23 protein-coding genes are annotated in these 24404 nt (G+C 73.5%); 12 read left to right on the top strand and 11 right to left on the bottom strand.

The genetic code is table 11. The features are described from left to right. Positions 1-37 precede the first annotated feature (37 nt). Positions 38-643, top strand: a complete 606-nt coding sequence (gene folE / locus FNH09_RS14175; RefSeq protein WP_152887743.1) for a GTP cyclohydrolase I FolE — start codon at positions 38-40, stop codon at positions 641-643. 133 nt (positions 644-776) lie between these two features. Here the strand turns inward: folE and FNH09_RS14170 are convergent, their stop codons facing one another. The 6 genes from FNH09_RS14170 to FNH09_RS14145 form a co-directional block, all read right to left on the bottom strand. Then, on the bottom strand, positions 777-1262 hold the full coding sequence (locus FNH09_RS14170) for a DUF3180 family protein (protein WP_162468568.1): 486 nt from the start codon (positions 1260-1262) through the stop codon (positions 777-779). Between the two features lie 84 nt (positions 1263-1346). Further along, entirely contained in the window at positions 1347-1958 is a 612-nt protein-coding gene (folK, locus tag FNH09_RS14165) for a 2-amino-4-hydroxy-6-hydroxymethyldihydropteridine diphosphokinase (protein ID WP_152887741.1), read from the bottom strand. Then, complete coding sequence (gene folB, locus FNH09_RS14160; RefSeq protein WP_162468567.1) at positions 1955-2314, bottom strand: dihydroneopterin aldolase; 360 nt, start codon at positions 2312-2314, stop codon at positions 1955-1957. Before folB ends, folK begins: the two co-directional genes overlap by 4 nt. A gap of 247 nt (positions 2315-2561) precedes the next feature. Continuing rightward, positions 2562-3074 (bottom strand): nuclear transport factor 2 family protein, encoded by a 513-nt coding sequence (locus FNH09_RS14155; RefSeq protein WP_162468566.1) that lies wholly within the window; start codon positions 3072-3074, stop codon positions 2562-2564. Continuing rightward, positions 3071-3976 (bottom strand): dihydropteroate synthase, encoded by a 906-nt coding sequence (folP, locus tag FNH09_RS14150; protein ID WP_152887738.1) that lies wholly within the window; start codon positions 3974-3976, stop codon positions 3071-3073. Before folP ends, FNH09_RS14155 begins: the two co-directional genes overlap by 4 nt. 130 nt (positions 3977-4106) lie before the next feature. Continuing rightward, a complete protein-coding gene (locus FNH09_RS14145) occupies positions 4107-5918 on the bottom strand; it encodes a phosphatidylglycerol lysyltransferase domain-containing protein (protein WP_152887736.1) in 1812 nt (603 codons plus the stop codon). Between the two features lie 234 nt (positions 5919-6152). Between FNH09_RS14145 and FNH09_RS14140 the strand changes: the two genes are divergently transcribed. Continuing rightward, the gene (locus FNH09_RS14140; RefSeq protein WP_152887734.1) at positions 6153-7280 is read left to right on the top strand and encodes an alpha/beta hydrolase; all 1128 of its coding nucleotides are present in this window, start codon (positions 6153-6155) and stop codon (positions 7278-7280) included. 73 nt (positions 7281-7353) lie between these two features. After that, positions 7354-9132, top strand: a complete 1779-nt coding sequence (locus FNH09_RS14135; RefSeq protein ID WP_152887732.1) for a hypothetical protein — start codon at positions 7354-7356, stop codon at positions 9130-9132. 31 nt (positions 9133-9163) lie between these two features. Here the strand turns inward: FNH09_RS14135 and FNH09_RS14130 are convergent, their stop codons facing one another. Continuing rightward, entirely contained in the window at positions 9164-10510 is a 1347-nt protein-coding gene (locus FNH09_RS14130; RefSeq protein ID WP_162468565.1) for a PH domain-containing protein, read from the bottom strand. Then, entirely contained in the window at positions 10507-11013 is a 507-nt protein-coding gene (locus FNH09_RS14125; RefSeq protein ID WP_152887730.1) for a PH domain-containing protein, read from the bottom strand. The genes FNH09_RS14130 and FNH09_RS14125 overlap by 4 nt, the downstream gene beginning before the upstream one ends. A gap of 31 nt (positions 11014-11044) precedes the next feature. Between FNH09_RS14125 and FNH09_RS14120 the strand changes: the two genes are divergently transcribed. After that, the gene (locus FNH09_RS14120) at positions 11045-12196 is read left to right on the top strand and encodes an NADH-quinone oxidoreductase subunit D (protein WP_152887728.1); all 1152 of its coding nucleotides are present in this window, start codon (positions 11045-11047) and stop codon (positions 12194-12196) included. On the opposite strand, the gene FNH09_RS14115 is transcribed toward FNH09_RS14120, so the two are convergent. Then, positions 12161-13126: an SAM-dependent methyltransferase gene (locus FNH09_RS14115; protein ID WP_152887782.1), complete on the bottom strand. Its 966-nt coding sequence runs from the start codon at positions 13124-13126 to the stop codon at positions 12161-12163. The two genes, FNH09_RS14120 and FNH09_RS14115, sit on opposite strands and share 36 nt — an antisense overlap. Before the next feature lie 220 nt (positions 13127-13346). Here FNH09_RS14115 and FNH09_RS14110 point away from each other — a divergent pair, with 220 nt between their 5' ends. Continuing rightward, positions 13347-14549 (top strand): DUF7134 domain-containing protein, encoded by a 1203-nt coding sequence (locus tag FNH09_RS14110; protein ID WP_162468563.1) that lies wholly within the window; start codon positions 13347-13349, stop codon positions 14547-14549. Between the two features lie 113 nt (positions 14550-14662). Next, positions 14663-15337, top strand: a complete 675-nt coding sequence (locus tag FNH09_RS14105) for a response regulator transcription factor (protein WP_152887723.1) — start codon at positions 14663-14665, stop codon at positions 15335-15337. A 21-nt stretch (positions 15338-15358) separates the two neighbouring features. On the opposite strand, the gene FNH09_RS14100 is transcribed toward FNH09_RS14105, so the two are convergent. Beyond that, positions 15359-16480, bottom strand: coding sequence for a DUF5937 family protein (locus FNH09_RS14100; protein WP_152887721.1), 1122 nt, complete (start codon positions 16478-16480; stop codon positions 15359-15361). Between the two features lie 98 nt (positions 16481-16578). Then, entirely contained in the window at positions 16579-17817 is a 1239-nt protein-coding gene (locus FNH09_RS14095) for a threonine aldolase family protein (protein WP_420802753.1), read from the bottom strand. 172 nt (positions 17818-17989) lie between these two features. Here FNH09_RS14095 and FNH09_RS14090 point away from each other — a divergent pair, with 172 nt between their 5' ends. From FNH09_RS14090 to FNH09_RS14065, 6 genes are all read left to right on the top strand, one after another. After that, entirely contained in the window at positions 17990-18937 is a 948-nt protein-coding gene (locus tag FNH09_RS14090) for a DUF2520 domain-containing protein (RefSeq protein WP_162468562.1), read from the top strand. Continuing rightward, entirely contained in the window at positions 18934-19926 is a 993-nt protein-coding gene (gene panC / locus FNH09_RS14085; protein WP_152887715.1) for a pantoate--beta-alanine ligase, read from the top strand. Before FNH09_RS14090 ends, panC begins: the two co-directional genes overlap by 4 nt. Continuing rightward, positions 19923-21680 (top strand): L-aspartate oxidase, encoded by a 1758-nt coding sequence (locus FNH09_RS14080; RefSeq protein WP_162468561.1) that lies wholly within the window; start codon positions 19923-19925, stop codon positions 21678-21680. Before panC ends, FNH09_RS14080 begins: the two co-directional genes overlap by 4 nt. Before the next feature lie 5 nt (positions 21681-21685). Then, the gene (nadC, locus tag FNH09_RS14075; RefSeq protein WP_162468560.1) at positions 21686-22663 is read left to right on the top strand and encodes a carboxylating nicotinate-nucleotide diphosphorylase; all 978 of its coding nucleotides are present in this window, start codon (positions 21686-21688) and stop codon (positions 22661-22663) included. A gap of 16 nt (positions 22664-22679) precedes the next feature. Beyond that, positions 22680-23477, top strand: coding sequence for a type III pantothenate kinase (locus FNH09_RS14070; protein ID WP_152887713.1), 798 nt, complete (start codon positions 22680-22682; stop codon positions 23475-23477). A gap of 374 nt (positions 23478-23851) precedes the next feature. Next, positions 23852-24404 (top strand): hypothetical protein (locus FNH09_RS14065; RefSeq protein ID WP_152887778.1); only part of this gene is annotated, 553 nt, incomplete at its 3' end.

The raw sequence follows: 24404 nt of genomic DNA, 5'->3' as shown, positions 1-24404 counted from the left end.
GCACGCACGCATGACAGGTACAGGAACGAGGCTTCAGATGACCGACCCCGTGACGCTCGACGGCGAGGGCTCCATCGGCGAGTTCGACGAGAAGCGCGCGGAGAACGCCGTGCGCGAGCTCCTCATCGCGGTCGGTGAGGACCCGGACCGTGAAGGGCTCAAGGAGACTCCGGCCCGGGTGGCGCGGGCGTACCGGGAGATATTCGCGGGGCTGTGGCAGAAGCCCGAGGACGTGCTGACGACGACGTTCGACCTGGGGCACGACGAGATGGTCCTGGTGAAGGACATCGAGGTGCTCAGCTCCTGCGAACACCACCTGGTGCCGTTCGTCGGGGTCGCCCACGTCGGTTACATCCCGTCCGTCGACGGCAAGATCACCGGACTTTCGAAGCTGGCCCGGCTCGTGGACGTCTACGCCCGCCGACCGCAGGTCCAGGAGCGGCTCACCACGCAGATCGCCGACTCGCTGATGGAGATCCTGGAGCCGCGCGGGGTCATCGTGGTCGTCGAGTGCGAGCACATGTGCATGTCCATGCGGGGCGTGCGCAAGCCCGGGGCGAAGACGATCACGTCGGCCGTGCGGGGACAGCTGCGCGACCTGGCCACCCGCACCGAGGCCATGAGCCTGATCATGGCGCGCTGACACCGCAGCGGCGACCCGGGCCGAGCCTCGCGGCCCGGTCTCCGGGCGGTTCCGGGTCGCTCTCGACGGCCGCCTCGGAGGCGGCCGTCGCGGATCGGAGCGGCCCTGGGCCGTTGCGAGCCGGGCGCTGTTGCTATGCCGTCGTGGTTGCGCCGTTGTCGTGTTCGTCGTCCTCCGGGAGGCGGCACACACGCTCCAGGAAGAGGGCGGCCGCTATGACGGCGAACCCGGCCAGCACCGAGAAGCCGGCGTAGATCGCCTGCTCGCGGCGGGCGGGGATGTCGAGGGACTCCAGCAGGAAGACCCCCGTGCCGCCGTACATGCCCGCGACGAGAGCGGCCACCAGGGCGCTGGCCTGGCCGAAGACGACCGCGCGGGCCGCCATCAGCGGGTCCACGCCCTTGGCGTCGGGGCGGCGCTCGCGCTGGGCCTTGAGACGGGCGCGGATCGACAGGGCCGTGGCGAGGAGGATCACCGCGATCACGGCGAGGACGATGGGGGCGGCCAGCGGGACGCTGGGAAGGGTGCCCAGCGCGCTCCACAGGCGGGCGCCCGCCCAGGAGAGCACTCCGGCGACGACGAACACGCCTGCCAGCACCCTGATGCGAAGCTCTCTCACGGTGTTCCTTCAGCTCCCCCGGACAGCGGTCGTGGACGGCCCGCACCCGGTGGGCCGTCCCTGTGGTCGTCTAGACCCTAACGACTACTCGGGCAGCCGGAGTTCCAGGTCCTTGCGTGCCGTGACCCCGTCCCGGGTGACGATGTCCAGGAGACCGGCGACCGGGCCGCGGCCGGGCAGCTCGGCCTCGGGGTCCACGTCGTGCCAGGGGGCGAGGACGAAGGCACGCTCGTGGGCGCGCGGATGCGGGAGGGTGAGCCGCGGGTCGTCGCTGACCGTGTCGGCGTAGGCGACGATGTCGACGTCGAGGGTGCGCGGACCCCAGCGCTCGTCCCGCACGCGGTGGAAGGCCTCCTCGATCGCGTGGGCCCGCTCCAGCAGCGAGGACGGCGGGAGGGTGGTCTTCAGGACCACGACGGCGTTGAAGTACGACGGCTGGCTGCCGGGCTCGACGCCCCACGGCTCCGTCTCGTACACCGGGGAGACCGCCTTGACGCGCACGCCGGGGGTGTCCTCCAGCGCGTCCACGGCGGCCTGGAGGGTCTCCAGACGGTTGCCGAGGTTCGAGCCGAGGGAGAGCACCGCCCGTTGCGGGTTGTGCAGGGTGGTGTCGGCGGCGTCGACCTTCTCGACGACGGAGGCGGGTACCGGCTGTACGGTCGGGTCGCTGTGACCCCCGGCGAGGGATGCGGTCATACTCGGCTCCGGATGATGGTGACGGTCACGTCGTCGAACGGGACGGTGATCGGGGCGTCAGGCTTGTGGACGCAGACCTCGACCTCCTCGACCCCGTCGTGCTTCAGGCAGGCTTCGGCGATGCGTTCGGCGAGCGTCTCGATGAGGTTGACGGGCTCGCCCTGGACGATGGCCACGACCTCCTCCGCCACGATGCCGTAGTGCACGGTCCTCGCCAGGTCGTCGTCGGCCGCGGCCGGCCGGGTGTCCAGGCCAAGGACGAGGTCCACGATGAAGGTCTGGCCCTCCTCGCGCTCCTTGGGGAACACACCGTGGTGCCCGCGGGCCTTGAGGCCGCGCAGCGCGACACGATCCACGCGAATCACTCCTGCAATTGTCGGTGACGGCCGGTCCGTACCGTGTGCGCGCGGCACACCGGCCTCAAACGAATCTACCTGCGAGCACTGACAGTGCCGGGCCCGCGGCGCACCGGCCCCGGTCGGCCCCGAAAGTTTCCTCAGGAGTTTCCCCCGGGAAACCCGGCGGCGCACGGGCCGGGAGCCGCTTCTACCCGGCGGGCCGTGATTCCAACCACTTTCCGGTCCCGACGGCCCACACAACCCCTCAGGAGGGGTTGCCGGGGGTTTCCTCGTCGTCCTCCTCGCCGGCCTCGGTCAGCACCGGCGAGGCGTGGTGCGACCAGAGCTTCCAGCCGGCGGCCGTGCGGCGGAACACGTTCGTGGCGACCACGAGCTGCCCGACCAGGGGTCCCAGCTCCTCGCCGTCCTTCGGGGCGGGCCCGCCGCTGAGGATGTTCTCGGTGCAGTTCACCAGGGCGGTGTCGCCCGTGACGGAGACGTGCACGTCGGTGAGGAAGAACTGGATGTACTCCGTGTTCGCCATGATCAGCGCGTACGACCTGAGGACCTCGCCGCGGCCGGTGAGCACGGGCCAGCCCGGGTGCACGCAGGAGATCACGCCCGCGTCGGCCGGGTCGTGGTACTCCTCGTCGACGCCGAGGTCGGCGGGGGTCAGCCAGAGCGAGGTCAGCTCCTCGAAGTCGCCGCGCTCCAGTGCCTCGTAGAAGGCCGTGTTGGCGGCCTCGACCTGCTCCACGTCGGTGTGGGGGGCGCTCACCGGGCTCCCTCGGCGGAGTCGGTGCCCGGGGCGCCGCCCGGGGTGCGGGCGCCTTCCACGGCGCGTGCGACGCGTACGGCGTCCGCGGTCGCGCGAACCTCGTGCACCCGTACCGCCCAGGCGCCGGCCTGGGCGGCGAGCGCGGAGACGGCGGCCGTCGCCGCGTCGCGCTCGCGGGCCGGCGGCGGGGCGCCCTCCGGGCCCGCCAGGACCCGCCCCAGGAACCGCTTGCGGGAGGCGGCGACGAGCAGCGGGTGACCGAGGGCGCGCAGCCGGTCGAGGTGGGCGAGCAGGGCCAGGTCGTGCTCGGCCTCCTTGGAGAAGCCGAGCCCGGGGTCGACGACGATGCGGTCGGGGGCGACGCCGCCCGCGAGGACGGCCTCCACGCGTGCGTGCAGCTCGTCGACGACTTCGGCGACGGCGTCGGCGTAAGCGCCGTGGACCGCGTCGCCCTGGAGGAAGCCGCGCCAGTGCATGACGACGAAGGGGGCACCCGTCTCGGCCACCACGGGGATCATCGCGGGGTCGGCGAGACCGCCGCTGACGTCGTTGACCAGGCGGGCGCCGGCCGCGAGCGCCTGGGCGGCGACGGAGGCGCGCATGGTGTCGACGGAGACGACGACGCCTTCGGCGGCGAGCCCGCGGACCACCGGGACGACGCGCTTGAGCTCTTCCGCCTCGTCGACGCGGGTGGCGCCGGGGCGGGTGGACTCGCCGCCGACGTCGACCAGGTCCGCGCCCTCGGCGACCAGCCCGAGGCCGTGCTTGACCGCGGCCGTGGTGTCGAACCAGCGGCCGCCGTCGGAGAAGGAATCGGGGGTCACGTTCACGACCCCCATGACCGCGCAGCGGTCCCAGTCCGGAAGACCCGCCACGCGCCCGCGTCCGCTCTGCTTGCTCATATGTTCAGCGTAGGCCCCGGACCGGGCCGCCAGACCCGCAAGGGCCGCGGGCCGGACGCCCGCAGCGGCCCACGGGCGGTTCCGTGGCCGGGTCCGCGTCCGGGCCCGTAGCGGTGACCGGCCCGGACGCTCAGGCCACGTGCACACCTTGTTCCGCCAGCCCGTGCGCGCACGGGCGGGGGCTGGCCGAGCGGCGGCGCAGGAAGCCCGGCAGCGGCAGCGCCAGGTTCACGAAGCCCTCGGCCTGCATGGCCGCGAAGCCGATGCGGGGCAGGTCGGCCGAGGCGCGGTAGACGACGAAGCGCGGTTCCCACCGGGGCTGGAACTTGGCGTTGAACTTGTACAGGGACTCGATCTGGAACCAGCGGGAGAGGAAGACCAGCAGCCCGCGCCAGGCGCGCAGCACCGGGCCCGCGCCGATCTTCTCGCCGCGGGCCAGCGCCGAGCGGAACATCGCGAAGTTGAGCGACACGCGCGCGATGCCGAGTTTCGGGGCGGCCTGGAGCGCGGCGACGATGAGGAGCTCGTTCATGCCCGGGTCGGCCGAGCGGTCGCGCCGCATGAGGTCGAGCGACGCGCCGTCGGTGCCCCAGGGCACGAAGTGCAGTACGGCCTTCAGGTCGCCGTACGGTCCCGGTTCGGCGTCGGCCTTGTGGGCGGTGGCGATGAGGCAGTCGGCGTCGGAGGCGTCGCCGATCCGGCCGAGGGCCATGGAGAAGCCACGCTCGGTGTCGGTGCCGCGCCAGGCGGCCGCGGCCTGCCGCACTCGTTCCAGCTCGGCCTCGCCGAGGTCACCCACGCGCCGTACTCGGGTCTCGTAACCGGCGCGCTCGATGCGCTTGACCATCTGGCGCACGTTGCGCATCGCGCGGCCGGCGAGCGAGAAATCCGCGACGTCCACCACCGCCTCGTCGCCCAGTTCGAGGGCGTCGAGGCCGGTCTCGCGGGTCCACACCTCCCCGCCCGTCTCCGAGCAGCCCATGACGGCCGGGGTCCAGGAGTGGGCCCTGGCCTCGTCCATGAAGCGTTCGATGGCGCCCGGCCAGGCCTCGACGTCCCCGATGGGGTCGCCGCTGGCGAGCATCACACCGGAGACGACGCGGTAGGTCACCGCGGCCTTGCCGCTGGGGGAGAAGACGACGGCCTTGTCGCGGCGCAGCGCGAAGTGGCCGAGGGAGTCGCGGCGGCCGTGCCGGGCCAGCAGGTCGCGCAGCCGGGCCTCGTCCTCCTCGGTGAGACGGGCGGCCGGGTGCTCGGGGCGGAAGGCGAAGTAGATCGTGGTGACCGCGGTGAGCAGGCCGAGGGCGCCCAGGGAGAAGGCGACCGTCCAGGAGGTGCTGCCCTGGTAGTCGACGGGACCCTCGAAGCCGAAGAGGCCGTACAGGACGTGCGTCAGGCGATCGGCCAGGCTCGGGTCGCCGATCATGCGCTTCGGGTGGACGCTGACGATGACGAGTCCGAGGACGAGGGAACCGGCGCCCATGAGGACGAAGTTGGCAAGAGCACGCCATCGGCTGCGTGGATCGGGCAGCGCGGCGAACTGGTCGCGGTGCAGCAGCAGCGGTGCGAGCAGGGCGAGCGAGATCAGCACTCCGACCGGGGAGTGCCGGTACGTGAACTGTCCGACGGCACCCGCGGGCAGCAGCGCCACCGCGGCCCGCCAGGCCCGGCGCTTGCCGCGCTTGAGGCCGTGGGCGAGCAGGAGCAGCAGTACGCCGCTGCTGAGCGAGAGCGCGGCCGCGAACGGGCCGACCGAGCCCGGCAGCACCTCGGCCATGGAGTGCATACGGCTGTGCCGGAAGCGCGGGAAGACGCCCGCGGCGATGTCCAGGGCACCGACCAGGGCACACGCTCTGCCGACGAGAGCGGGTACGGACTCGGGGCGCGGCCCTCGCAGGAGGCGCCGCACTCGGCTTGATCGGTTCGGAACCCCGTCCGACATTTCCCCATCTTCCCTGACAGACATCGCATCCCGTGGTTCTGCGAGAGACCTTGAATCCGGTGCCGTTTCAGGGCATCCGGCGACATTGCGCCCTCTAGGACGGTGTCTCGGGGGGAGAGGTTCACTCCTCTCGACAAAGCCGCGTCAAAGGCAGAGGAAAGTTCGGGACAAGTGCTCGCGAAAGATCGCGTCGAGCGCGGGAGCCCGGACGGGAAGCGCAGGCGGGAAAGCCTTATGGGGCTCACGAGCAACAAGGTGCTGGTACTGGCGATAGTCCTCGCCGTGCTGCTGTTCGTCGGCACGGTGTGGTGGTGGCCGCGGCTGTCGCGGCGCACCTGGTGGGCGGTCGTCGGACGGGTGGGGCTCCTGCTCGTCACCCAGCTGTCGGTTTTCGTCTGTGTGGCACTGGCGGTCAACCAGGCCTTCGGGTTCTACGCGGACTGGGCGGACCTGTTCGGGCGGGAGAAAGGCCAGGGCGTGGTCGTCAACCACACGGTGGGCCGCGGCTCGGGCGGTCCGCTGGAGGTGGTCGGCACCAGCCCGGTGACGGACCAGGGCAGTGCCCAGCCGCAGGTCGGCGGGCAGATCCAGAAGATCGACGTCTTCGGCCGCAGGACACGCATCGCCACCCCCGCGTACGTGTATCTGCCGCCGGAGTACTTCCAGTCGGCCTACCGGACGCGCACGTTTCCCGTGGCGGTGGTCCTCACCGGATATCCGGGCACCGCCGAGGCGCTGGTGGACAAATTGAACTATCCGCGCACGGCGCGGGAACTCGCCAAGGACGGCCGTATGCAGCCGATGATCCTGGTGATGCTCCGGCCGACCGTGGCGCCGCCGCGTGACACGGAGTGCGTGGACATCCCGGGCGGGCCGCAGACCGAGTCGTTCTTCGCCAAGGATCTGCCGAACGCGGTACGGGCGCATTACCGGGCGGGCGGGAAACCGGGCAGCTGGGGCATCATCGGCGACTCCACCGGCGGTTACTGCGCGCTGAAGCTCGCCATGCACCACCCCGACGCCTACGCGGCGGGCGCGGGCCTGTCGCCTTACTACAAGGCGCCCCACGACCCCACCACCGGCGATCTCTTCCACGGCGACGAGCTGCTGCGTCGGCGGGCGGACCTGTTGTGGTTCATCAAGCACCAGCCGGCGCCGGACACTTCACTGCTCGTCACCAGCAGCAAGGCCGGCGAATCCAACTACAAAACCACGCTGAAGTTCATAGAACGGGTGCAGGCGACGAACCTGACACGGATCTCATCGATCATCCTCGAAAGCGGCGGACACAACTTCAATACCTGGCGCCGGGAGATCCCCGCGGCGTTGCAGTGGATGAGCGGGCGACTGAACGAAGGCTGAAAAGGCTTCGGTATGGCTGCGTTTTTGTGCTGCGGGGCACCACCACTTGCCTACGCGCGGTAAGTTTCTGGCCATGCCACGTGGACGTCACCGCCATTCCCCGCCCCTGCACAGGCTGTTGCCGCCTTCGGTGATCGCCGGCGTCTCCGTTGTCTGCGCTTTCGCCCCCTGGGTGTTCTCGCAGGCGATGGTGCTCCGCGGTCTGGCCGCGGCCGCCGCGACGACGGCCGTACTGGGCGCTGTCGTCATGCGCCGCTGGGATGCCCAGGCGGGCAAACAGGTCGCCGACCTCACTCGCGCGCGTGCGAGCGACGACTGGCGGCACGAGGAACGTGTCGCCGAACTGGAGACCGACCTGGAGGAGTCGCGCGAGCTGCGCGTGAAGCTGGAGCAGCGGCTGCGGGCGAAGCGCGCCGAGCTGGCCCGGCTGCGCAACGAGCACGCAGCGCTGCTGCGGCGGTACGCGACGGCGGAGACCGAGCGGGCGACCGCCCTGGAGGGCCGCCGGCTGCTGGAGATAGAGAGCGCGGCCCCCGCGCGGGCACTGCCGCCGGGGACGGCTTCGTCCGCGGCGGAGGAGACCGAGGCTGTGGCTGCCCCGGCGGAGACCGACGCAGAGACCGACGCAGAGACCGACGCAGAGACCGACGCCGAGGCCGCGACCGGTGCGGGGACCGACGCCGTGGTCGATGCCGAGGCGGAGCGCGACATCGATGCCGAGGCCGATGTCGCTGCCGACGCCGAGGATGAAGGCGACGACGAGGACGGCGACGAGGACGAGGACGACGACGAGGACGCGGGGACGGTCGGCGAGGCGGCGCCGCCGGCTCCGGCGGCCTTCTCCCCCGAGGGATCAAAGCTGTTCCTGCGGGCGAAGGCGGCGCTGAGCCGGTTCGACGCCGAGGCCGCCGCGGACGCGTCCGCCGGGACCGGGTCGAAGTCCACGGACTCCGTGCGGCCCGCCGCCTCCGGTGCCTCCGGCGCCGAGGTCGCGCTCCGTGCGCAGGCCGGGCAGGAGGACGAGGCGCAGGGGAAGCCCGAGGCGGTCGACGAGCACCGGCGTGCGGCCGCCGAACCCATGGCGGACACGAAGAGCACCACCCGCGAAGAGGCCGTCGCCACCGCTGCGACCGCCACCGCTGCGACCGCCACGGAGAAGCCGACCGCCACGGAGAAGCTCGCCGCCACGGAGAAGCTCGCCGCCCAGGAGGAGCCGGCCGCCCCGGAAGGGACCGTCACCGTCGAGGAGACCGCCGCCCCGGAGGGCACGGCCCGCCCGGCAGCGGGCGGCACCGCCGAGGACACCGGCACGCCCCGAGCGGCGGCCTCCCGGGAGATCGCCGTCCCCGAGGCGCGCACGGCCGCCCGGACGGACACCGTCGCACGGCCGGAGACGGCTCCCGCCGCGAGCACGGCGGTCGCCCGCAGGGAGCCGGCCCAGGCACCCGCACCCCAGGCACCCGCACCCCAGGCGGCGCAGTCCGCCCGCCCGCAGCTGCCGGCCCCGGCGAAGTCCCCCGCCCCCGTGCACCGGCCCTCCGGGCACTTCACCGTGCCGACCGCCGTGGCCGTCGTACCGGCCGCCGCGCCCGTGCGCAGGCCGACGACGGAGGGTGGGTTCGACTTCTTCGGCATGCAGAAGTCCGCGGAGCCGCCCGCCCTGGACGCCGTGCAGCACGAGGACCTCGCCGACGTCGTCGGCGAGGAGGCCATCGCCGTGCACAAGGCGGCGGAGGGGGAGTTCAGCCCGGTGGACCCGCAGGCGCGCGACGCCGGCCAGGTCATCGACCTGACGGAGCACGACGAGACGGAGCAGATCGACCTTCAGAAGCTGCGTAGCGCGGCCTCCTGACGGTCCCGCAGGTCCGACGCCCGGCGTCCGCTCAGGCCATCCACCTGTCGGGCCGGGCGTCCCTGCGTCCCGTACGGGAACGCTCCGCCTGGCCGCGCAGCAGCTCCGCGGCCTCCCGCGCGTCCCGCAGCCGGGCGGTCACCGACTTGCCGGCCCCCGTGTCCACGTGCACGTCGGCGACCCGCCACAGCCGCTGCCAGGGCCCCTGCGTCAGCCGTACGCTCTGCACCTTGGCGTGCGGCACCAGCGCCACGGTGCGCCGCAGCAGCCCGTGCCGGGCGGCGAACACCGCGTCGGTGACCGCCAGTCCGTAGCCCCGCCACCACACCGGCACGCACCGCCCGGCCCGTCGCGGCGGCCGGGCCGCCGCCGTGGTCATGGCCGTGGCGGCCGGCACGGTCACCCCGGGCAGCACGCGCGCGACGACCGCGTCGGCGAGCTCGCGCGGCGCGACCGGCACCAGCACCGAACCGGACGACCCGGCCACGTCCAGCTCCACCCGCACCCAGTCGCGCCGCCGCCACAGCAGCGGCTGCACGATCCGCACGGTCTGCACGCGTCCCGGCGGTACGGTCTCGTGCGCGCGGTCCAGCAGCCCGTGGTCGATGCGCAGCCCGTCCGGCGACTCGCCGAGCGTCCAGTCGTACTCACCGGCGAACCGCCCCACGCTGCGCGCGCCGGCCGCGCCGAGCAGGGGCACACCGGTCGCGAGCACCGTCCACACGCTGTGGGTGGCCAGCCACAGCACCGGCGGTACGACGAGCGCGACGGCCAGCGCGCCCCAGGTCGCGCCGGTCAGCAGCAGCGAGACCGCGAGGTCGCGCGCGGGCACGCGCAGCAGCTGCCGGGACGGCGCCTCGCCGACCTCGTGGGCCGTCTCGGGCGCGAAACCAGCCGCCCGCGCGAGCAGTTCGGCCCGCAGTCGGCGTGCCTCGCCCTCGCCCAGGAAGGCGAGTTCGTCCTTCTTGTCCGTGCCGACGACATCGAGCCTGAGCTTGGCGACGCCCGCCACGCGCGCGAGGAGCGGCCGGGTGACGTCGACCGCCTGGATGCGCTCCAGCCGGATGTGCGCGGTGCGCCGGAACAACAGGCCGGTCCGTATGCGCAGTTCGGTGTCGGTCACCGAGAAGTGGGTGTACCACCAGGTGAGAAAGCCGTAGAGGCAGGCGGCCGGGACGAACACGGCGAGCGCGACCAGCAGCGTCGTCGTGGTCAGCCGGGTCAGCTGCGCCTGTGCCTGGTCGGGGTCGTGCGCCGCCCAGCCCACGATCACCGCGACCGGCGCCCACGCCCGCCGGAACGGTGTGACGGGATGCAGCCGCCGCTCGGTCACCGGCCGCGGCGCGCGGACGTCGGGACCGGCGTCGGGCGCCGTCACAGCCCCGCCGACCGGGCTTCGCCCAGCTCGGTGAGCCGGTCGCGCAGCCGCTGCGCCTCGGCCGGTTCGAGGCCGGGGACGGTCGCGTCGGTCGCGGCGGCCGCCGTGTGCAGCTGCACCCCGGCCAGCCCGAACCACCGCATGACGGGACCGGAGGTCACCTCGACCAACTGCATCCGCCCGTACGGCACGACGGTCTCCGTACGCCACAGCACGCCCCGGCTGAGCAGCAGGTCGTCGGCGCGCTCGGCGTACCGCCAGGAGCGCCAGTTGCGGCCGAGCATCACCCAGCCCCATCCGGCCGCGGCCAGCGGCAGCAGCGCGAAGGCCGCCCAGGCGGGCCCCGCCAGCAGTCCGAGCAGCAGTCCGACGGCGAGGGCTACCGACCCCAGCCACACCACCAGCAGCAACCGCCGCATCCGCAGCAGCCCGGGCGGCAGCCCCGTCCACACCACCTGCTCGTCCCCTGTCGCACCGGCCCCACCCGGGCTCCCCGTCTCCATGGGGCCAGCGTACGTAGGGGAGACTGTGTCCATGACTCCTACGACGGAGACCACGGTCGGGATCGGCGGCGCCGCGGAGAGCACCGACATGGTGCTCAACATCGGGCCGCAGCACCCCTCCACGCACGGGGTGCTGCGCCTGCGGCTGGTGCTGGACGGCGAGCGCATCGTCAGCGCGGAGCCGGTGATCGGCTACATGCACCGCGGCGCCGAGAAGCTCTTCGAGGCGCGCGACTACCGCCAGATCATCATGCTCGCCAACCGCCACGACTGGCTGTCGGCGTTCTCGAACGAGCTGGGCGTGGTCCTCGCGGTGGAGCGCATGCTCGGCATGGAGGTGCCGGAGCGCGCGGTGTGGACCCGCACGCTCCTCGCGGAGCTGAACCGGGTGCTCAACCACCTCATGTTCCTCGGGTCCTACCCGCTGGAGCTGGGCGGCATCACCCCGGTGTTCTACGCCTTCCGCGAGCGCGAGGTCCTCCAGAACGTCATGGAGGAGGTCTCCGGCGGGCGCATGCACTACATGTTCAACCGCGTCGGCGGCCTGAAGGAGGACCTGCCGGCCGGCTGGTCGGGCCGCGCCCGTGCCGCGGTGGCCGCCGTGCGCTCGCGCATGGACGTCTACGACGACCTGGTGCTCGGCAACGAGATCTTCCGCGGGCGTACGCGGGGCGTGGGCGCCCTCACGGTGCAGGCCGTGCACGCGTACGGAGTGAGCGGGCCGATCGCGCGCGCCTCCGGCGTCGACTTCGACCTGCGCCGCGACGAGCCCTACCTCGCCTATGGGGAGCTCCAGGACACTCTGAAGGTCGTCACCCGGCAGGAGGGCGACTGCCTGGCCCGCTTCGAGTGCCTCCTGGAGCAGACGCACAACGCGCTGGACCTCGCCGACGCCTGCCTCGACCGGCTCGCCGGGCTCGCGCCCGGACCGATCAACCAGCGGCTGCCGAAGGTCCTGAAGGCGCCCGAGGGGCACACCTACGCGTGGACCGAGAACCCGCTCGGCATCAACGGGTACTACCTGGTCAGCAAGGGGGAGAAGACCCCGTACCGGCTGAAGCTGCGGTCCGCCTCGTACAACAACATCCAGGCGCTGACCGAGCTGCTGCCGGGCACGCTGGTGGCGGACATGGTGGCCATCCTCGGCTCACTGTTCTTCGTGGTCGGGGACATCGACAAGTAGGGCGCGCGGGTCGGTGATCCCCACCGGCTGGAGCAGCCACCCGAAGTCGCCCAGCCCGCCGGGCGCGGTCAGTTCGGCGGCCTCTCCGGCCTGCGCGAGGGCGCGGACGTATGCCGTCGGGTCGCTGGAGGCGAGCGTGAGCGGGGGGCGTGCGCCGGTGAGCCCCAGGCGGTGCAGCGCGGTGCGCTGCGTGATCCGGCGGGCGCCCGCGAACGTACAGGCGTCCAGTGCGACATGCGCCGTGATGTCGCAGGAACCGTCCGGCACGGGCGTCGTCCCGCGCCCCTCCCGGAAGCCGGTCAGCGTCCCGAACGGGGGGCGCGCGTCCGCGGTGTGCGCGTAGTCCACGGCCACCGCGAGCCCCCGCGCCACGCGGGAGACGGCGGACGCCCACGCGCGGTCCCGGGGGAGCCCGATCTCCGCGCGCAGCCCCTCCTCGTCCGGCAGCGGCCACCAGCGCGCGAGCCAGTCCGCCGCCGCTCCCCGCACCGGTTCCCCGAGCCGCTCGGCACCGTCCGCCCGGACCAGCACCAGTCGCGCCACCCCCGCCGCGTCCACCTCGGCGACGTCCACGGGCACGTTGTCCAGCCACTCGTTGGCGAACAGCAGCCCGGTGACCTCCCGCGGCGGCTCGGGCAGCCAGCCGATCCGCGGGTCGAGACCGGACGGGCGGTCCGCGATCTCGACGGCGCACGCGCGCGTGCGGGCGGCGACGTCCGCGGGCAGCGCGGCGAGCACCCCGCGGACCAGTTCACCGCGGCCGGCGGCCAGGTCGACGAAGTCGAGCACGGCGGGCCGGCCCAGGGCCTCGTCGACCCGGCACAGCAGCCGGGCCACCGCCTCGGCGAACAGCGGCGAGGCGTGCACGGACGTACGGAAGTGACCGGCGGGGCCCTCCGGCCGCCGGTAGAAGCCGTCCGGCCCGTACAGGGCGTCCTCGGCCGCCGCCCGCCAGCCACGCCACCCGCCGACCGGGTCTGCCGTGTTCGTCGCTTCCGTCGCGTCCGCGGGGTCCGTCGTGTCCTGCTCCACCCCCACAGACTAGGCGTCGTGTTGATCACGGCCTCCACCTTGCGGAGTACGCGCGTCGGGCACGGATCGGCCCTCCGGTTGACCCCCACCCGCATCTCGCTTCCCTACGCTGGGTTGCGTGCAGCGCCTCTATGACCTCCTCCGCAGACACCCGACCTGGGTCGACAGCTTCTGGGCTGCCGTCCTGTTCGGGATCTCGGTCGCGGGTGGAGCCGCCCGTGCGGAGACCGCGGGCACCGACTCCCCGGCCCGGATCATCCCGGTGACGTTCCTGCTGTGCCTGGTGGTCGCGCTGCGCCGGCGTCTGCCGATGCAGATGCTGGTGCTGACGGCCGTGCTCGGACTGGCGCAGCTGGTGCTGGACGTCGAGACGACGGCCGCCGACTTCGCCATGCTGGTGATCGTCTACACGGTCGCCGCGACCGGCGCCCGCTGGGCGTCCTGGCTCGCCCTGGGCATGGGCCTGGCCGCGGCCACCCTGGCCCAGCTGCGATGGCCGAACGAGCATTCGAGCGCCCTGGGCAACGTGGCGATCGTGATCTTCCAGACCGTGCCGTTCGCCCTCGCCTGGGTGCTCGGCGACTCCATGCGCACCCGCCGTGCCTACTTCGCCCAGCTGGAGGAGCGGGCCGCGCGCCTGGAGAAGGAGCGCGAGGCGCAGTCGAAGGTCGCGGTCGCCGCCGAGCGCGCCCGGATCGCGCGCGAACTGCACGACGTGGTCGCGCACAACGTGTCGGTGATGGTGGTGCAGGCCGACGGCGCCGCCTATGTCCTCGACGCGGCACCCGACCAGGCGAGGAAGGCCCTGGAGACGATCTCCTCCACCGGCCGCCAGGCCCTCGCCGAGATGCGCCGCCTGCTCGGGGTGCTGCGGACCGGGGAGCACCAGGAGGTCGGGGAGTACGTGCCGCAGCCCGACGTCCAGCAGATCGAGGACCTCGTCGAGCAGTGCCGGGACGCGGGGCTGCCCGTCGACTTCAAGATCGAGGGCACCCCGCGCCCGCTGCCCAGCGGCGTGGAGCTCACGGCGTACCGCATCGTGCAGGAGGCGCTCACCAACACCCGCAAGCACGGCGGGTCGAACGCCGGTGCGAGCGTGCGCCTGGTCTACTTCGACGACGGACTCGGCCTGCTCGTCGAGGACGACGGAAAGGGCGCCCCGCACGAGCTGTACGAGGAGGGCGGTGCCGACGGCCGGGGGCACGGCCTGATCGGCATGCGCGAGCGCGTGGGCATGGTCGGCGGCACCCTCGACGCGGGCCCGCGGCCGGGCGGAGGATTCCGTATCAGCGCCCTGCTCCCGCTCAAACCCGCGCATTGACCCCGACGCGCGCCCCTCGTTGACACCTGTCACGCCCTGCCCGACCCACCGACCGCGAGCAGGCCGCCCCACCGCGAACCGCTCGACCGCGAACCACGAAACGGAAGAGGCTCATGACGATCCGCGTGATGCTCGTCGACGACCAGGTGCTGCTGCGCACCGGATTCCGGATGGTGCTCGACGCCCAGCCGGACATGGAGGTCGTCGCGGAGGCGGGCGACGGGGTCGAGGCGCTCCAGGTGCTGCGCTCCAGCGAGGTCGACGTCGTCCTGATGGACGTCCGTATGCCGAAGCTCGACGGGGTCGAGACCACTCGCCGGATCTGCTCGGAGCCGGAGCCGCCGAAGGTGCTCATCCTGACCACGTTCGACCTCGACGAGTACGCCTTCTCGGGCCTGAAGGCGGGCGCGTCCGGGTTCATGCTCAAGGACGTGCCGCCCGCCGAGCTGCTGGCCGCGATCCGTTCGGTGCACAGCGGTGACGCCGTGGTCGCCCCCTCCACCACCCGCCGCCTGCTCGACCGCTTCGCGCCGATGCTGCCCTCCACCGGCAAGGAGCCCCGGCTCACCGAGCTGGAGCGGCTCACCGACCGGGAGCGCGAGGTGATGGTGCTGGTCGCCCAGGGTCTGTCCAACGGGGAGATCGCGGCCCGGCTGGTGCTGTCCGAGGCGACCGTCAAGACGCACGTGGGCCGCATCCTGACGAAGCTGGGGCTGCGGGACCGGGTGCAGGTGGTGGTCCTGGCCTACGAGACGGGCCTGGTACGGGCCGGCGGCGGCCACGGCTGACCCCGGTCCGGGGCCGAGACCCTAGCGGAGGATCCCCTCCAGGAAGTCGCTGCCCAGCCGTGCCACCACGGAGACGTCCAGCTGGTGCATGACGTACCGGCCGCGCCGCCGGGTGATGACCAGGCCCGCCTTCTTCAGCACCCCGAGGTGCCGGGAGATCTCGGGTGCCGTCATGCCGTGTATCCGGGCCAGCTCGCTGGTGGTGTGAGCGCTGCGCGCCAGATGGCGGCAGATGCGCATCCGGACGGGGTGGGACAGCGCGGTCATCCGCAGGGCGAGCTGCTCGACCGACGGGGCGGAGGCCGGTTCGGGCGATCCGACCGGGTACTGGAGCAGCGGCTGCCAGCCGTAGCGGTGCAGCACGGTCAGATGCGGTCGGCCGAAGCTGGTCGGCAGCAGCAGGAGGCCGCCGCCCGCCGTGGTCGTACGGCCCTGGACCAGCTTGTCCACGAGGATCCGCCCGGCGCTCTCGTCGACCGTCACGATGGGGGAGACCGCGGCCAGTGCCTCGGCCAGCCCCTTGTGTCGCAGCAGCTCCGTCTTGTGCCGGGCGTCCGCCGTCAGCTGGTGGCGCAGCCGGGACCAGGCCTCGTCGAAGAACGCCTCGTCGCAGTCCTCCAGGAACCGCCGCAGCCAGGCCCGGACGCTGGGCGGGTCGTCGAGCAGCCGTTGCGCGAAACGCACCTGCTGCGGGCCGCGGGAGGCGGCGACCTCCAGTGCGCGGCGGCGGGCGTCGGCGTCCGCCAGCAGGTCCGGGGCCTGGACGTCGTAGTTCAGCGTGCAGGTGAACTCCATCGCCGCGTCCACGAACTGTTCGTCCGTCAGCTGGTCCAGGAGGTCGAGGTCGTCGGCGAGCGTAGCGCCGGGGAGCGTGGCGCCCGGGAGCGTGCCGCGGCCCGGGATGCCCGCGAACGGCAGGAACAGGTCCGAGAACGTCGTACGCCACAGGAAGTCGGCCTCGCACATCCGGTCGGCCAGATGCGAGTCGAGCCGACTGGTGACGCTCGTCACCCAGCCCTGGAGTTCGGGATGGTGTCCCGGCTCGGCCAGGGCGTGCAGCGCCATGCCGAGCTCGGCCAGCGGGGAGGGCACGACCGTGACCCTCTCCGGCCGCAGCCCCGCGATGTCGATGCTCACGCTCATGTGCCCACGCTCATGCCCCCATGGTGCACTCCACCACCGACAACGCCCTCGACCCGGTCCCGGTCCGGGTGGCCCGTCCGGTCCGGCCCCGGGACCGCTCAGTCGTCGGTGTGCTCGTCCGTCCGGCGCAGCCGGGACACGAAGTCGGCGACGGCCGCCGTCACGTCCTCAGGCGTCCACTCCAGTCCGGACGCGCGTACCCCGACCTCGGTGAAGGCCAGGCCCGGGCCGCCGGGCCGCCAGCCGGAGGCGAAGAGCAGGGTCCCCGTCTCCTCGGCCTGGAGCACCGCGGCCTCGTTGAGCAGGTCCGGCTCGTACGGCAGCCACACCTGGAACTCGTGGGTGTGCGGCCGCTCCGGGTGCACCCGCGCCCACGGCACCCCCGCCTCGGCGAACCCCCTCCGCAACGCGTCGGCCACCACGCGCGCGTGGCGTACGCAGTCGGGCAGCCGGGGCAGCTCGCGGTCGAGGCCGACGAGGGCCGACAGCGCCGTGGGGAACTGCTGGAACATCAGGCCGCCGTACCGGTGCCGCCAGACCTTCGCCTCCTCCACCAGCGTGGCGGGCCCGGCGAGCGCCGCGCCGCCGAAGGCGTCGAGGGACTTGTAGAACGAGACGTAGACGCTGTCCGCGAGGCCCGCGATCTCCGCCAGCGGGCGGCTGAAATGGACGGTGGACTCCCACAGCCGCGCGCCGTCGAAGTGCACCACCGCGTCCCGCTCGCGTGCCGCCTCCACGACCTCGCCGAGCTCCTCCCAGGTGGGCAGGACGAAACCGGCGTCCCTGAGCGGCAGTTCCAGCATCAGGGTCCCGAAGGGTTCCGGGAAGTCGCGCACCTCGTCGGCGGTCGGCAGCCGGGGCTCGTTCGTCAGCCGTACCGGGCGCAGCCCGCTGACCTGGCTGAGCGCGTGCCGTTCGTGCACCTCGGGGTGCGCCAGCGCGTGCAGCGCGACCGCGCTGTTCCCGGTGCGGCCCGCCCAGCAGCGCAGGGCCACCTGCTGGGCCATCGTGCCGGTCGGGAAGAACGCGGCGGCCTCCGTGCCCAGCAGGGCGGCGACCCGCTCCTCCAGGCGCTCCACGACCCCGTTGCCGTAGATGTCCGCCGGTTCGTCGAGGTCGTACACCTCGGGTGCGCTCTCGTGCAGATACGCCAGCCGGTCGCGCAGCGCGCTCCGGGAACCCGCGCGCGACAGCGTGCGCCGGGCCTTGCGCAGGACGGCCGAGCGCCGCTCGGCCAGGGACCCGGCCGCGTTTTCCGCGTCCTCCGCGCCCCTCGCGATCTCCGTGCCTCCCGCGGCCTGTGTGTCCCGCGTGCCCTGCTCCGTCGTCTCGTCCATGCCCTGGATCATGCCGTGCGCGGGTCCGTGCGGGCACGTGCGCGCGGCGGATCCGGACCGGTCCGGAAACCCACAGCCTGTGGACAACCGGACCGGACGGAGCCGATAGCGTTAACATGACGAGAAATCGTCCGGTACCCAGAGCGGACTGGAACGGGAAGGTCACGGTCGCGTGAGTACAGTCCAACAGCCAGACCCCAGGGACCGCCCCGCGCGGCTCACCGTCGGCGTCGTCGGCGCCGGCCGGGTGGGTCCCGCGCTGGCCGCGTCCCTGGAGCTCGCCGGTCACCGCCCGGTGGCCGTCTCCGGGGTCTCCGACGCCTCCCGCAGGCGGGCCGCGCTGCTGCTGCCCGACGTGCCGGTCGTGCCGCCCGCCGAGGTCCTGCGCCGCGCCGAGCTGGTGCTGCTGACCGTCCCGGACGACACCCTGCCAGGCCTGGTGACCGGACTCGCCGAGACCGGCGCCGTGCGCCCGGGACAGCTGCTCGTGCACACCTCCGGGCGGTACGGCGCGAAGGTGCTGGACCCCGCCCTGCGCGCGGGCGCCCTGCCGCTGGCCCTGCACCCCGCGATGACCTTCACCGGCACCCCCGTGGACGTGCAGCGGCTGGCCGGCTGTTCGTTCGGCGTCACCGCCCCCGGTGAGCTGCGGCTGGCCGCCGAGGCACTCGTCATCGAGATGGGCGGCGAACCGGAGTGGATCGCCGAGGAGAACCGGCCGCTCTACCACGCGGCCCTCGCGCTCGGCGCCAACCACCTGGTCACCCTTGTCGCCCAGGCCATGGAACTGCTGCGCACGGCCGGCGTCGAGGCGCCCGACCGGATGCTCGGCCCGCTGCTCGGCGCCGCCCTCGACAACGCCCTGCGCTCCGGCGACGCGGCGCTGACCGGCCCCGTCGCGCGCGGGGACGCGGGCACGGTCGCCGCGCACATCGCCCAGCTGCGCGAGCACGCCCCGGCAACCGTCGCCGGCTATCTGGCGATGGCCCGCGCGACCGCCGACCGGGCGCTCGCCCACGGACTGCTGAAGCCGGAACTCGCGGAGGACCTGCTCGGGGTACTCGCCGACGGGGCGGACCGCACCGACGGGACCCACGGCACCGAAGGAGCCGCCGGATGACCACCACCCTGCTGCGTACCGCGGGAGAGTTGCACGCGCGTGTGCCCGCGGGCCGCCGAGCCGTCGCGATGACCATGGGCGCCCTGCACGAGGGACACGCCACCCTGATCCGCACCGCGCGCGAGCTCGCCGGTCCGGACGGCGAGGTCGTCGTCACGGTCTTCGTCAACCCGTTGCAGTTCGGCGCGGGCGAAGACCTCGACCGCTACCCGCGCACCCTGGAGGCCGACCTCAAGCTCGCCGAGCAGGCGGGCGCCGACGTCGTCTTCGCGCCCTCCGTGGAGGAGGTCTACCCGGGCGGCGAACCGCAGGTCCGGATCGGCGCGGGCCCCATGGGCGAGCGGCTGGAGGGCGCCACCCGCCCCGGCCACTTCGACGGCATGCTCACCGTGGTCGGCAAGCTGCTGCACCTCACCCGGCCCGACGTGGCGCTGTTCGGGCAGAAGGACGCCCAGCAGCTCGCCCTGGTCCGGCGCATGGTGCGGGACCTGAACTTCGGCATCGAGATCGTCGGCGTGCCGACCGTGCGCGAGGAGGACGGGCTGGCCCTGTCCAGCCGCAACCGCTACCTCTCGCCCGAGCAGCGGCGCACCGCCCTCGCCCTGTCCCAGGCCCTCTTCGCGGGCCGCGACCGGCACGCGGCCCAGGAGGCGCTGCGCGCCCGGGCCCGCGCGACACCCGTCACGCACGCCCGCGCCGAGGCGCTCAGCGCCATCGGGGAGTCCCGCGCGGCCGCCGACACCCACGCCGTGGCCAAGGCCGTGCCCGGCTGCGCGGCCGCCGTGCGCGCCGCCGCGCGGCTGGTGCTCGACGACGCCGCCCGGCTGGACCCGCCCCTCGAACTGGACTACCTCGCCCTCGTCGACCCGTCCGACTTCACCGAGATCGACGACGACTTCACTGGCGAGGCCGTCCTCGCCGTGGCCGCCCGGGTCGGCACGACCAGGCTGATCGACAACCTTCCTCTCACCTTCGGAGCCGCCTCGTGACCAGCACAGGCATACGACTGCACGCGCCCGCGCCCGGGTGGTCCATCTCCGCGGACGTGGTGGTCGTCGGCTCCGGAGTGGCCGGTCTGACCGCCGCGCTGCGCTGCCAGGCCGCGGGCCTGACGACGGTCGTCGTCACCAAGGCACGGCTCGACGACGGCTCCACCCGCTGGGCGCAGGGCGGTGTCGCCGCGGCCCTGGGCGAGGGCGACACCCCCGAGCAGCACCTGGACGACACGCTGGTCGCGGGCGCGGGCCTGTGCGACGAGGAGGCCGTACGGATCCTCGTCACCGAGGGCCCCGACGCCGTACGGCGGCTGATCGAGACCGGCGCCCACTTCGACGAGTCGGCCGAGGGCGGGCTGGAACTCACCCGCGAGGGCGGCCACCACCGCCGCCGCATCGCGCACGCGGGCGGCGACGCGACCGGCGCCGAGATCTCCCGGGCGCTGGTCGAGGCGCTCCACGCGCGCGGACTGCGCGCGATCGAGAACGCGCTCGTGCTGGACCTGCTGACGGACGCCGACGGCCGCACGGCGGGCGTCACCCTGCACGTGATGGGCGAGGGCCAGCACGACGGCGTGGGCGCCGTGCACGCGCCGACCGTGGTCCTCGCCACCGGCGGCATGGGCCAGGTGTTCTCCGCGACCACCAACCCGTCCGTCTCCACCGGCGACGGCGTGGCGCTCGCCCTGCGGGCCGGCGCGGAGGTCTCCGACCTGGAGTTCGTGCAGTTCCACCCGACCGTGCTGTTCCTGGGCGCAGACGCCGAGGGCCAGCAGCCGCTGGTCTCCGAGGCCGTGCGCGGCGAGGGCGCCCACCTGGTCGACGCCGACGGCGTGCGCTTCATGGTGGGTCAGCACGAGCTGGCCGAACTGGCGCCGCGCGACATCGTCGCCAAGGGCATCATGCGCCGGATGCAGGAGCAGGACGCCGAGCACATGTTCCTCGACGCCCGCCACTTCGGCGCCGACATGTGGGAGCACCGCTTCCCGACGATCCTGGCCGCCTGCCGCGCCCACGGCATCGACCCGGTGCACGAGCCCATCCCGATCGCCCCGGCCGCCCACTACGCCTCCGGCGGGGTGCGCACCGACTCCCACGGCCGTACGACGGTGCCGGGCCTGTACGCCTGCGGCGAGGTCGCCTGCACCGGTGTGCACGGCGCCAACCGGCTCGCCTCCAACTCCCTCCTGGAGGGATTGGTCTACGCCGAGCGCATCGTCGCCGACATCACGAGCGGCCGGGCCCGCGACGGGCTGCACGCGCGCGTGCCCGCACCGGTCGCGCAGCCCGAGAAGCCGGCCCACCCGCTGCTCGCCCCCGAGGACCGGTTCACGATCCAGCGGATCATGACCGAGGGCGCCGGTGTGCTGCGCTCCGCCGACTCCCTCGACCGGGCCGCCGGACAGCTCCAGCGGCTGCACAGCGAGGCCCGCGACGCCCTCGACGAGAACGGCAAGACCGCCGAGCCCGGCGTCGACACCTGGGAGGCCACCAACCTCCTGTGCGTGGCCCGCGTCCTGGTCGCCGCCGCCGGGCAGCGCGAGGAGACCCGCGGCTGCCACTGGCGCGAGGACCACGCCGACCGCGACGACAGCGCCTGGCGGCGCCACATCGTCGTACGGCTGAATCCGGACCGCTCGCTGGCCGTGCGCACCACGGACACCGCAGACTTCCCCCCGACCCTCCCCTCCGCCGCCGGCCCCGCCGGGGCGGCGGGGACCGCCACGCACCGTCCCCAGGAGCAGTGACAGCAGTGAGTACCCCCGACCTTCCCCTCGCCTCGTCCGGCGGCTGCGGCGACGGCTGTGCCTGCGGCGCGGACACCGGCGAGGAATACCTGGAGTGCGGGCTCGACCCCGCGCTCGCGCAGCTCCTGACCGAGGCGGGCCTGGACCCGCTGGAGGTCGAGGACATCGCCAATGTCGCCATCCAGGAGGACCTGGACAACGGCGTGGACGTGACGACGGTCGCGACCATCCCCGAGGACGCCGTGGCCACCGCCGACTTCACCGCGCGCGAGGCGGGTGTCGTGGCCGGGCTCAGGGTCGCCGAGGCGGTGATCTCGGTCGTCTGCACGGACGAGTTCGAGGTCGAGCGGCACGTGGAGGACGGCGAGCGGGTCGAGGCCGGGCAGAAGCTCCTGTCGGTCACCACGCGCACGCGCGACCTGCTGACCGCCGAGCGCAGCGCGCTCAACCTGCTGTGCCGCCTGTCCGGCATCGCGACCGCCACGCGCGCGTGGGCGGACGCCCTGGAGGGCACGAAGGCGAAGGTCCGCGACACCCGCAAGACGACGCCGGGCCTGCGCTCCCTGGAGAAGTTCGCGGTGCGCTGCGGCGGCGGGGTGAACCACCGGATGTCGCTGTCCGACGCGGCCCTGGTCAAGGACAACCACGTGGTCGCCGCGGGCGGCGTCGCCCAGGCCTTCGCGGCCGTGCGCGAGGCCTTCCCCGACGTACCGGTCGAGGTCGAGGTCGACACCCTGCACCAGCTGCGCGAGGTGGTGGAGGCGGGCGCCGACCTGATCCTGCTGGACAACTTCACGCCGGAGCAGTGCGCGGAGGCGGCCGGGATCGTCCGCGAGCGCGCGCTGCTGGAGGCTTCGGGCCGGCTGACCCTGGAGAACGCCAAGACCTACGCCGACACCGGCGTGGATTTCCTGGCGGTCGGGGCGCTGACCCACTCCTCGCCGATCCTGGACATCGGTCTGGATCTGCGAGCGGCGGAGTAGGGAGCGGGGACCGGCCATGCTGCTGACGATCGACGTAGGCAACACGCACACGGTGCTCGGCCTGTTCGACGGCGAGGACATCGTCGAGCACTGGCGGATCTCCACGGACGCCCGGCGCACCGCGGACGAACTCGCGGTGCTCCTCCAGGGGCTGATGGGCATGCACCCGCTCCTGGGGGAGGAGCTGGGCGACGGCATCGACGGGATCGCCATCTGCGCGACCGTGCCGTCCGTGCTGCACGAGCTGCGCGAGGTCACCCGCCGGTACTACGGCGACGTGCCCGCGGTGCTGGTGGAGCCAGGGGTGAAGACCGGCGTGCCGATCCTCACCGACAACCCCAAGGAGGTCGGCGCCGACCGCATCATCAACGCGGTGGCGGCCGTCGAGCTGTACGGCGGTCCGGCGATCGTCGTCGACTTCGGCACGGCGACCACGTTCGACGCGGTGAGCGCGCGCGGGGAGTACGTGGGCGGGGTCATCGCGCCCGGCATCGAGATCTCGGTCGAGGCGCTGGGCGTCAAGGGCGCCCAGCTGCGCAAGATCGAGGTCGCCCGGCCGCGCAGCGTGATCGGGAAGAACACGGTCGAGGCGATGCAGGCCGGGATCGTGTACGGATTCGCCGGCCAGGTCGACGGCGTCGTCAGCCGGATGGCACGGGAGCTGGCGGACGACCCGGACGAGGTGACGGTGATCGCCACCGGCGGACTGGCGCCGATGGTGCTGGGCGAGGCGTCCGTGATCGACGAGCACGAGCCGTGGCTGACCCTCATCGGCCTGCGGATGGTCTACGAACGAAACGTGTCCCGCCTCTGAGGCACCACACGCGACACGACAGAGCCGGGGCGTTCCAACCTGTGGAACGCCCCGGCTCCGTGTCGTGGTCCGGCGCGTGCCGGTGGCGCGGGCGTCTGCGCCGCCGGGCCGGGCGGTGGTGCGAGGCGGCGCCGGGCGGGTTCGGCACGGTCGGGCGAGGCCGCGCGGGGCGGGTTCCGAACGGTCGGCCGGGATCGGGGCGGACGAGGTCCGCACGGCCGGTCGGCGACCGTGCCGGTCGCGGTCGGGTGGCGGCCGGTCGGGTGGCGGCCACCCGGGTGGGACGCGCGCGCCACGCCCGCACCTTATGCGGAATTTGTCTGATTAGCGCGTACCGTCGCTCCATGCCCACGCCATACGGATCCCGCGGCGGCATGGCGTTCGGCGTGGAGGAGCTGCGTGTGCTCCGCCGCGCCCTCGCCCTCGCCCTGAACCCCGCCCCCGCCTCGGCCGAGGACGTCCAGGACTGCCTTCGCGTCGCCGAGTCCCTAGACGAGGCGATGCGCGAGGGCGCCCGGCTGCGCGCCTTCCTGGTGGCCGACCTCGCCCGGTACCGCGCCGCCCTGCCCGGCACCGCGAGCGGTTATCTCGCGCTCCTGGAGGAGGCGCTGGGTGCCGGGTACCGTCCCGACCCGGACGACCTCGCCGCCCTGCGGGCGCTGCGGGGCGGCCCCGTCGCCGCCGCCCTCCTCGACCGCTGCCGCACGCTCGCGGAGCAGGACGTGCGCACCCGGCTCGCCCGCTGCGCCTCCCGGCGGGCCACCGTGGGCGCTCAGGCGTCCGCGGCCGGCCCCGCGGCCACCTCGTCCACGCCCACCGTCCCCGCCTCCCGTACCCGCCTTCTGGCGCTCCCTGGGGGCCTTTCCTGTGGTTCCCCCGGCGGCCTCGGCGCCGATGTCCGCGCGGTCGCCGGGGGAACCACAGGAA

The sequence above is a fragment of the Streptomyces adustus genome (assembly GCF_009377175.1).
Taxonomy (GTDB): Bacteria; Actinomycetota; Actinomycetes; order Streptomycetales; family Streptomycetaceae; genus Streptomyces; species Streptomyces adustus.
Note: the sequence above shows the minus strand (reverse complement) of the source record. Positions and strands in the feature narration are given on the sequence as shown.

Coding starts and splice junctions, on each gene's coding strand:
- folE (WP_152887743.1), top strand. CDS start 38: ATGACCGACCCCGTGACGCTCGACGGCGAGGGCTCCATCGGCGAGTTC.
- folK (WP_152887741.1), bottom strand. CDS start 1,958: ATGACCGCATCCCTCGCCGGGGGTCACAGCGACCCGACCGTACAGCCG.
- folP (WP_152887738.1), bottom strand. CDS start 3,976: ATGAGCAAGCAGAGCGGACGCGGGCGCGTGGCGGGTCTTCCGGACTGG.
- FNH09_RS14145 (WP_152887736.1), bottom strand. CDS start 5,918: ATGTCGGACGGGGTTCCGAACCGATCAAGCCGAGTGCGGCGCCTCCTG.
- FNH09_RS14140 (WP_152887734.1), top strand. CDS start 6,153: ATGGGGCTCACGAGCAACAAGGTGCTGGTACTGGCGATAGTCCTCGCC.
- FNH09_RS14135 (WP_152887732.1), top strand. CDS start 7,354: ATGCCACGTGGACGTCACCGCCATTCCCCGCCCCTGCACAGGCTGTTG.
- FNH09_RS14125 (WP_152887730.1), bottom strand. CDS start 11,013: ATGGAGACGGGGAGCCCGGGTGGGGCCGGTGCGACAGGGGACGAGCAG.
- FNH09_RS14120 (WP_152887728.1), top strand. CDS start 11,045: ATGACTCCTACGACGGAGACCACGGTCGGGATCGGCGGCGCCGCGGAG.
- FNH09_RS14105 (WP_152887723.1), top strand. CDS start 14,663: ATGACGATCCGCGTGATGCTCGTCGACGACCAGGTGCTGCTGCGCACC.
- FNH09_RS14100 (WP_152887721.1), bottom strand. CDS start 16,480: ATGAGCGTGAGCATCGACATCGCGGGGCTGCGGCCGGAGAGGGTCACG.
- FNH09_RS14095 (WP_420802753.1), bottom strand. CDS start 17,817: ATGGACGAGACGACGGAGCAGGGCACGCGGGACACACAGGCCGCGGGA.
- panC (WP_152887715.1), top strand. CDS start 18,934: ATGACCACCACCCTGCTGCGTACCGCGGGAGAGTTGCACGCGCGTGTG.
- FNH09_RS14070 (WP_152887713.1), top strand. CDS start 22,680: ATGCTGCTGACGATCGACGTAGGCAACACGCACACGGTGCTCGGCCTG.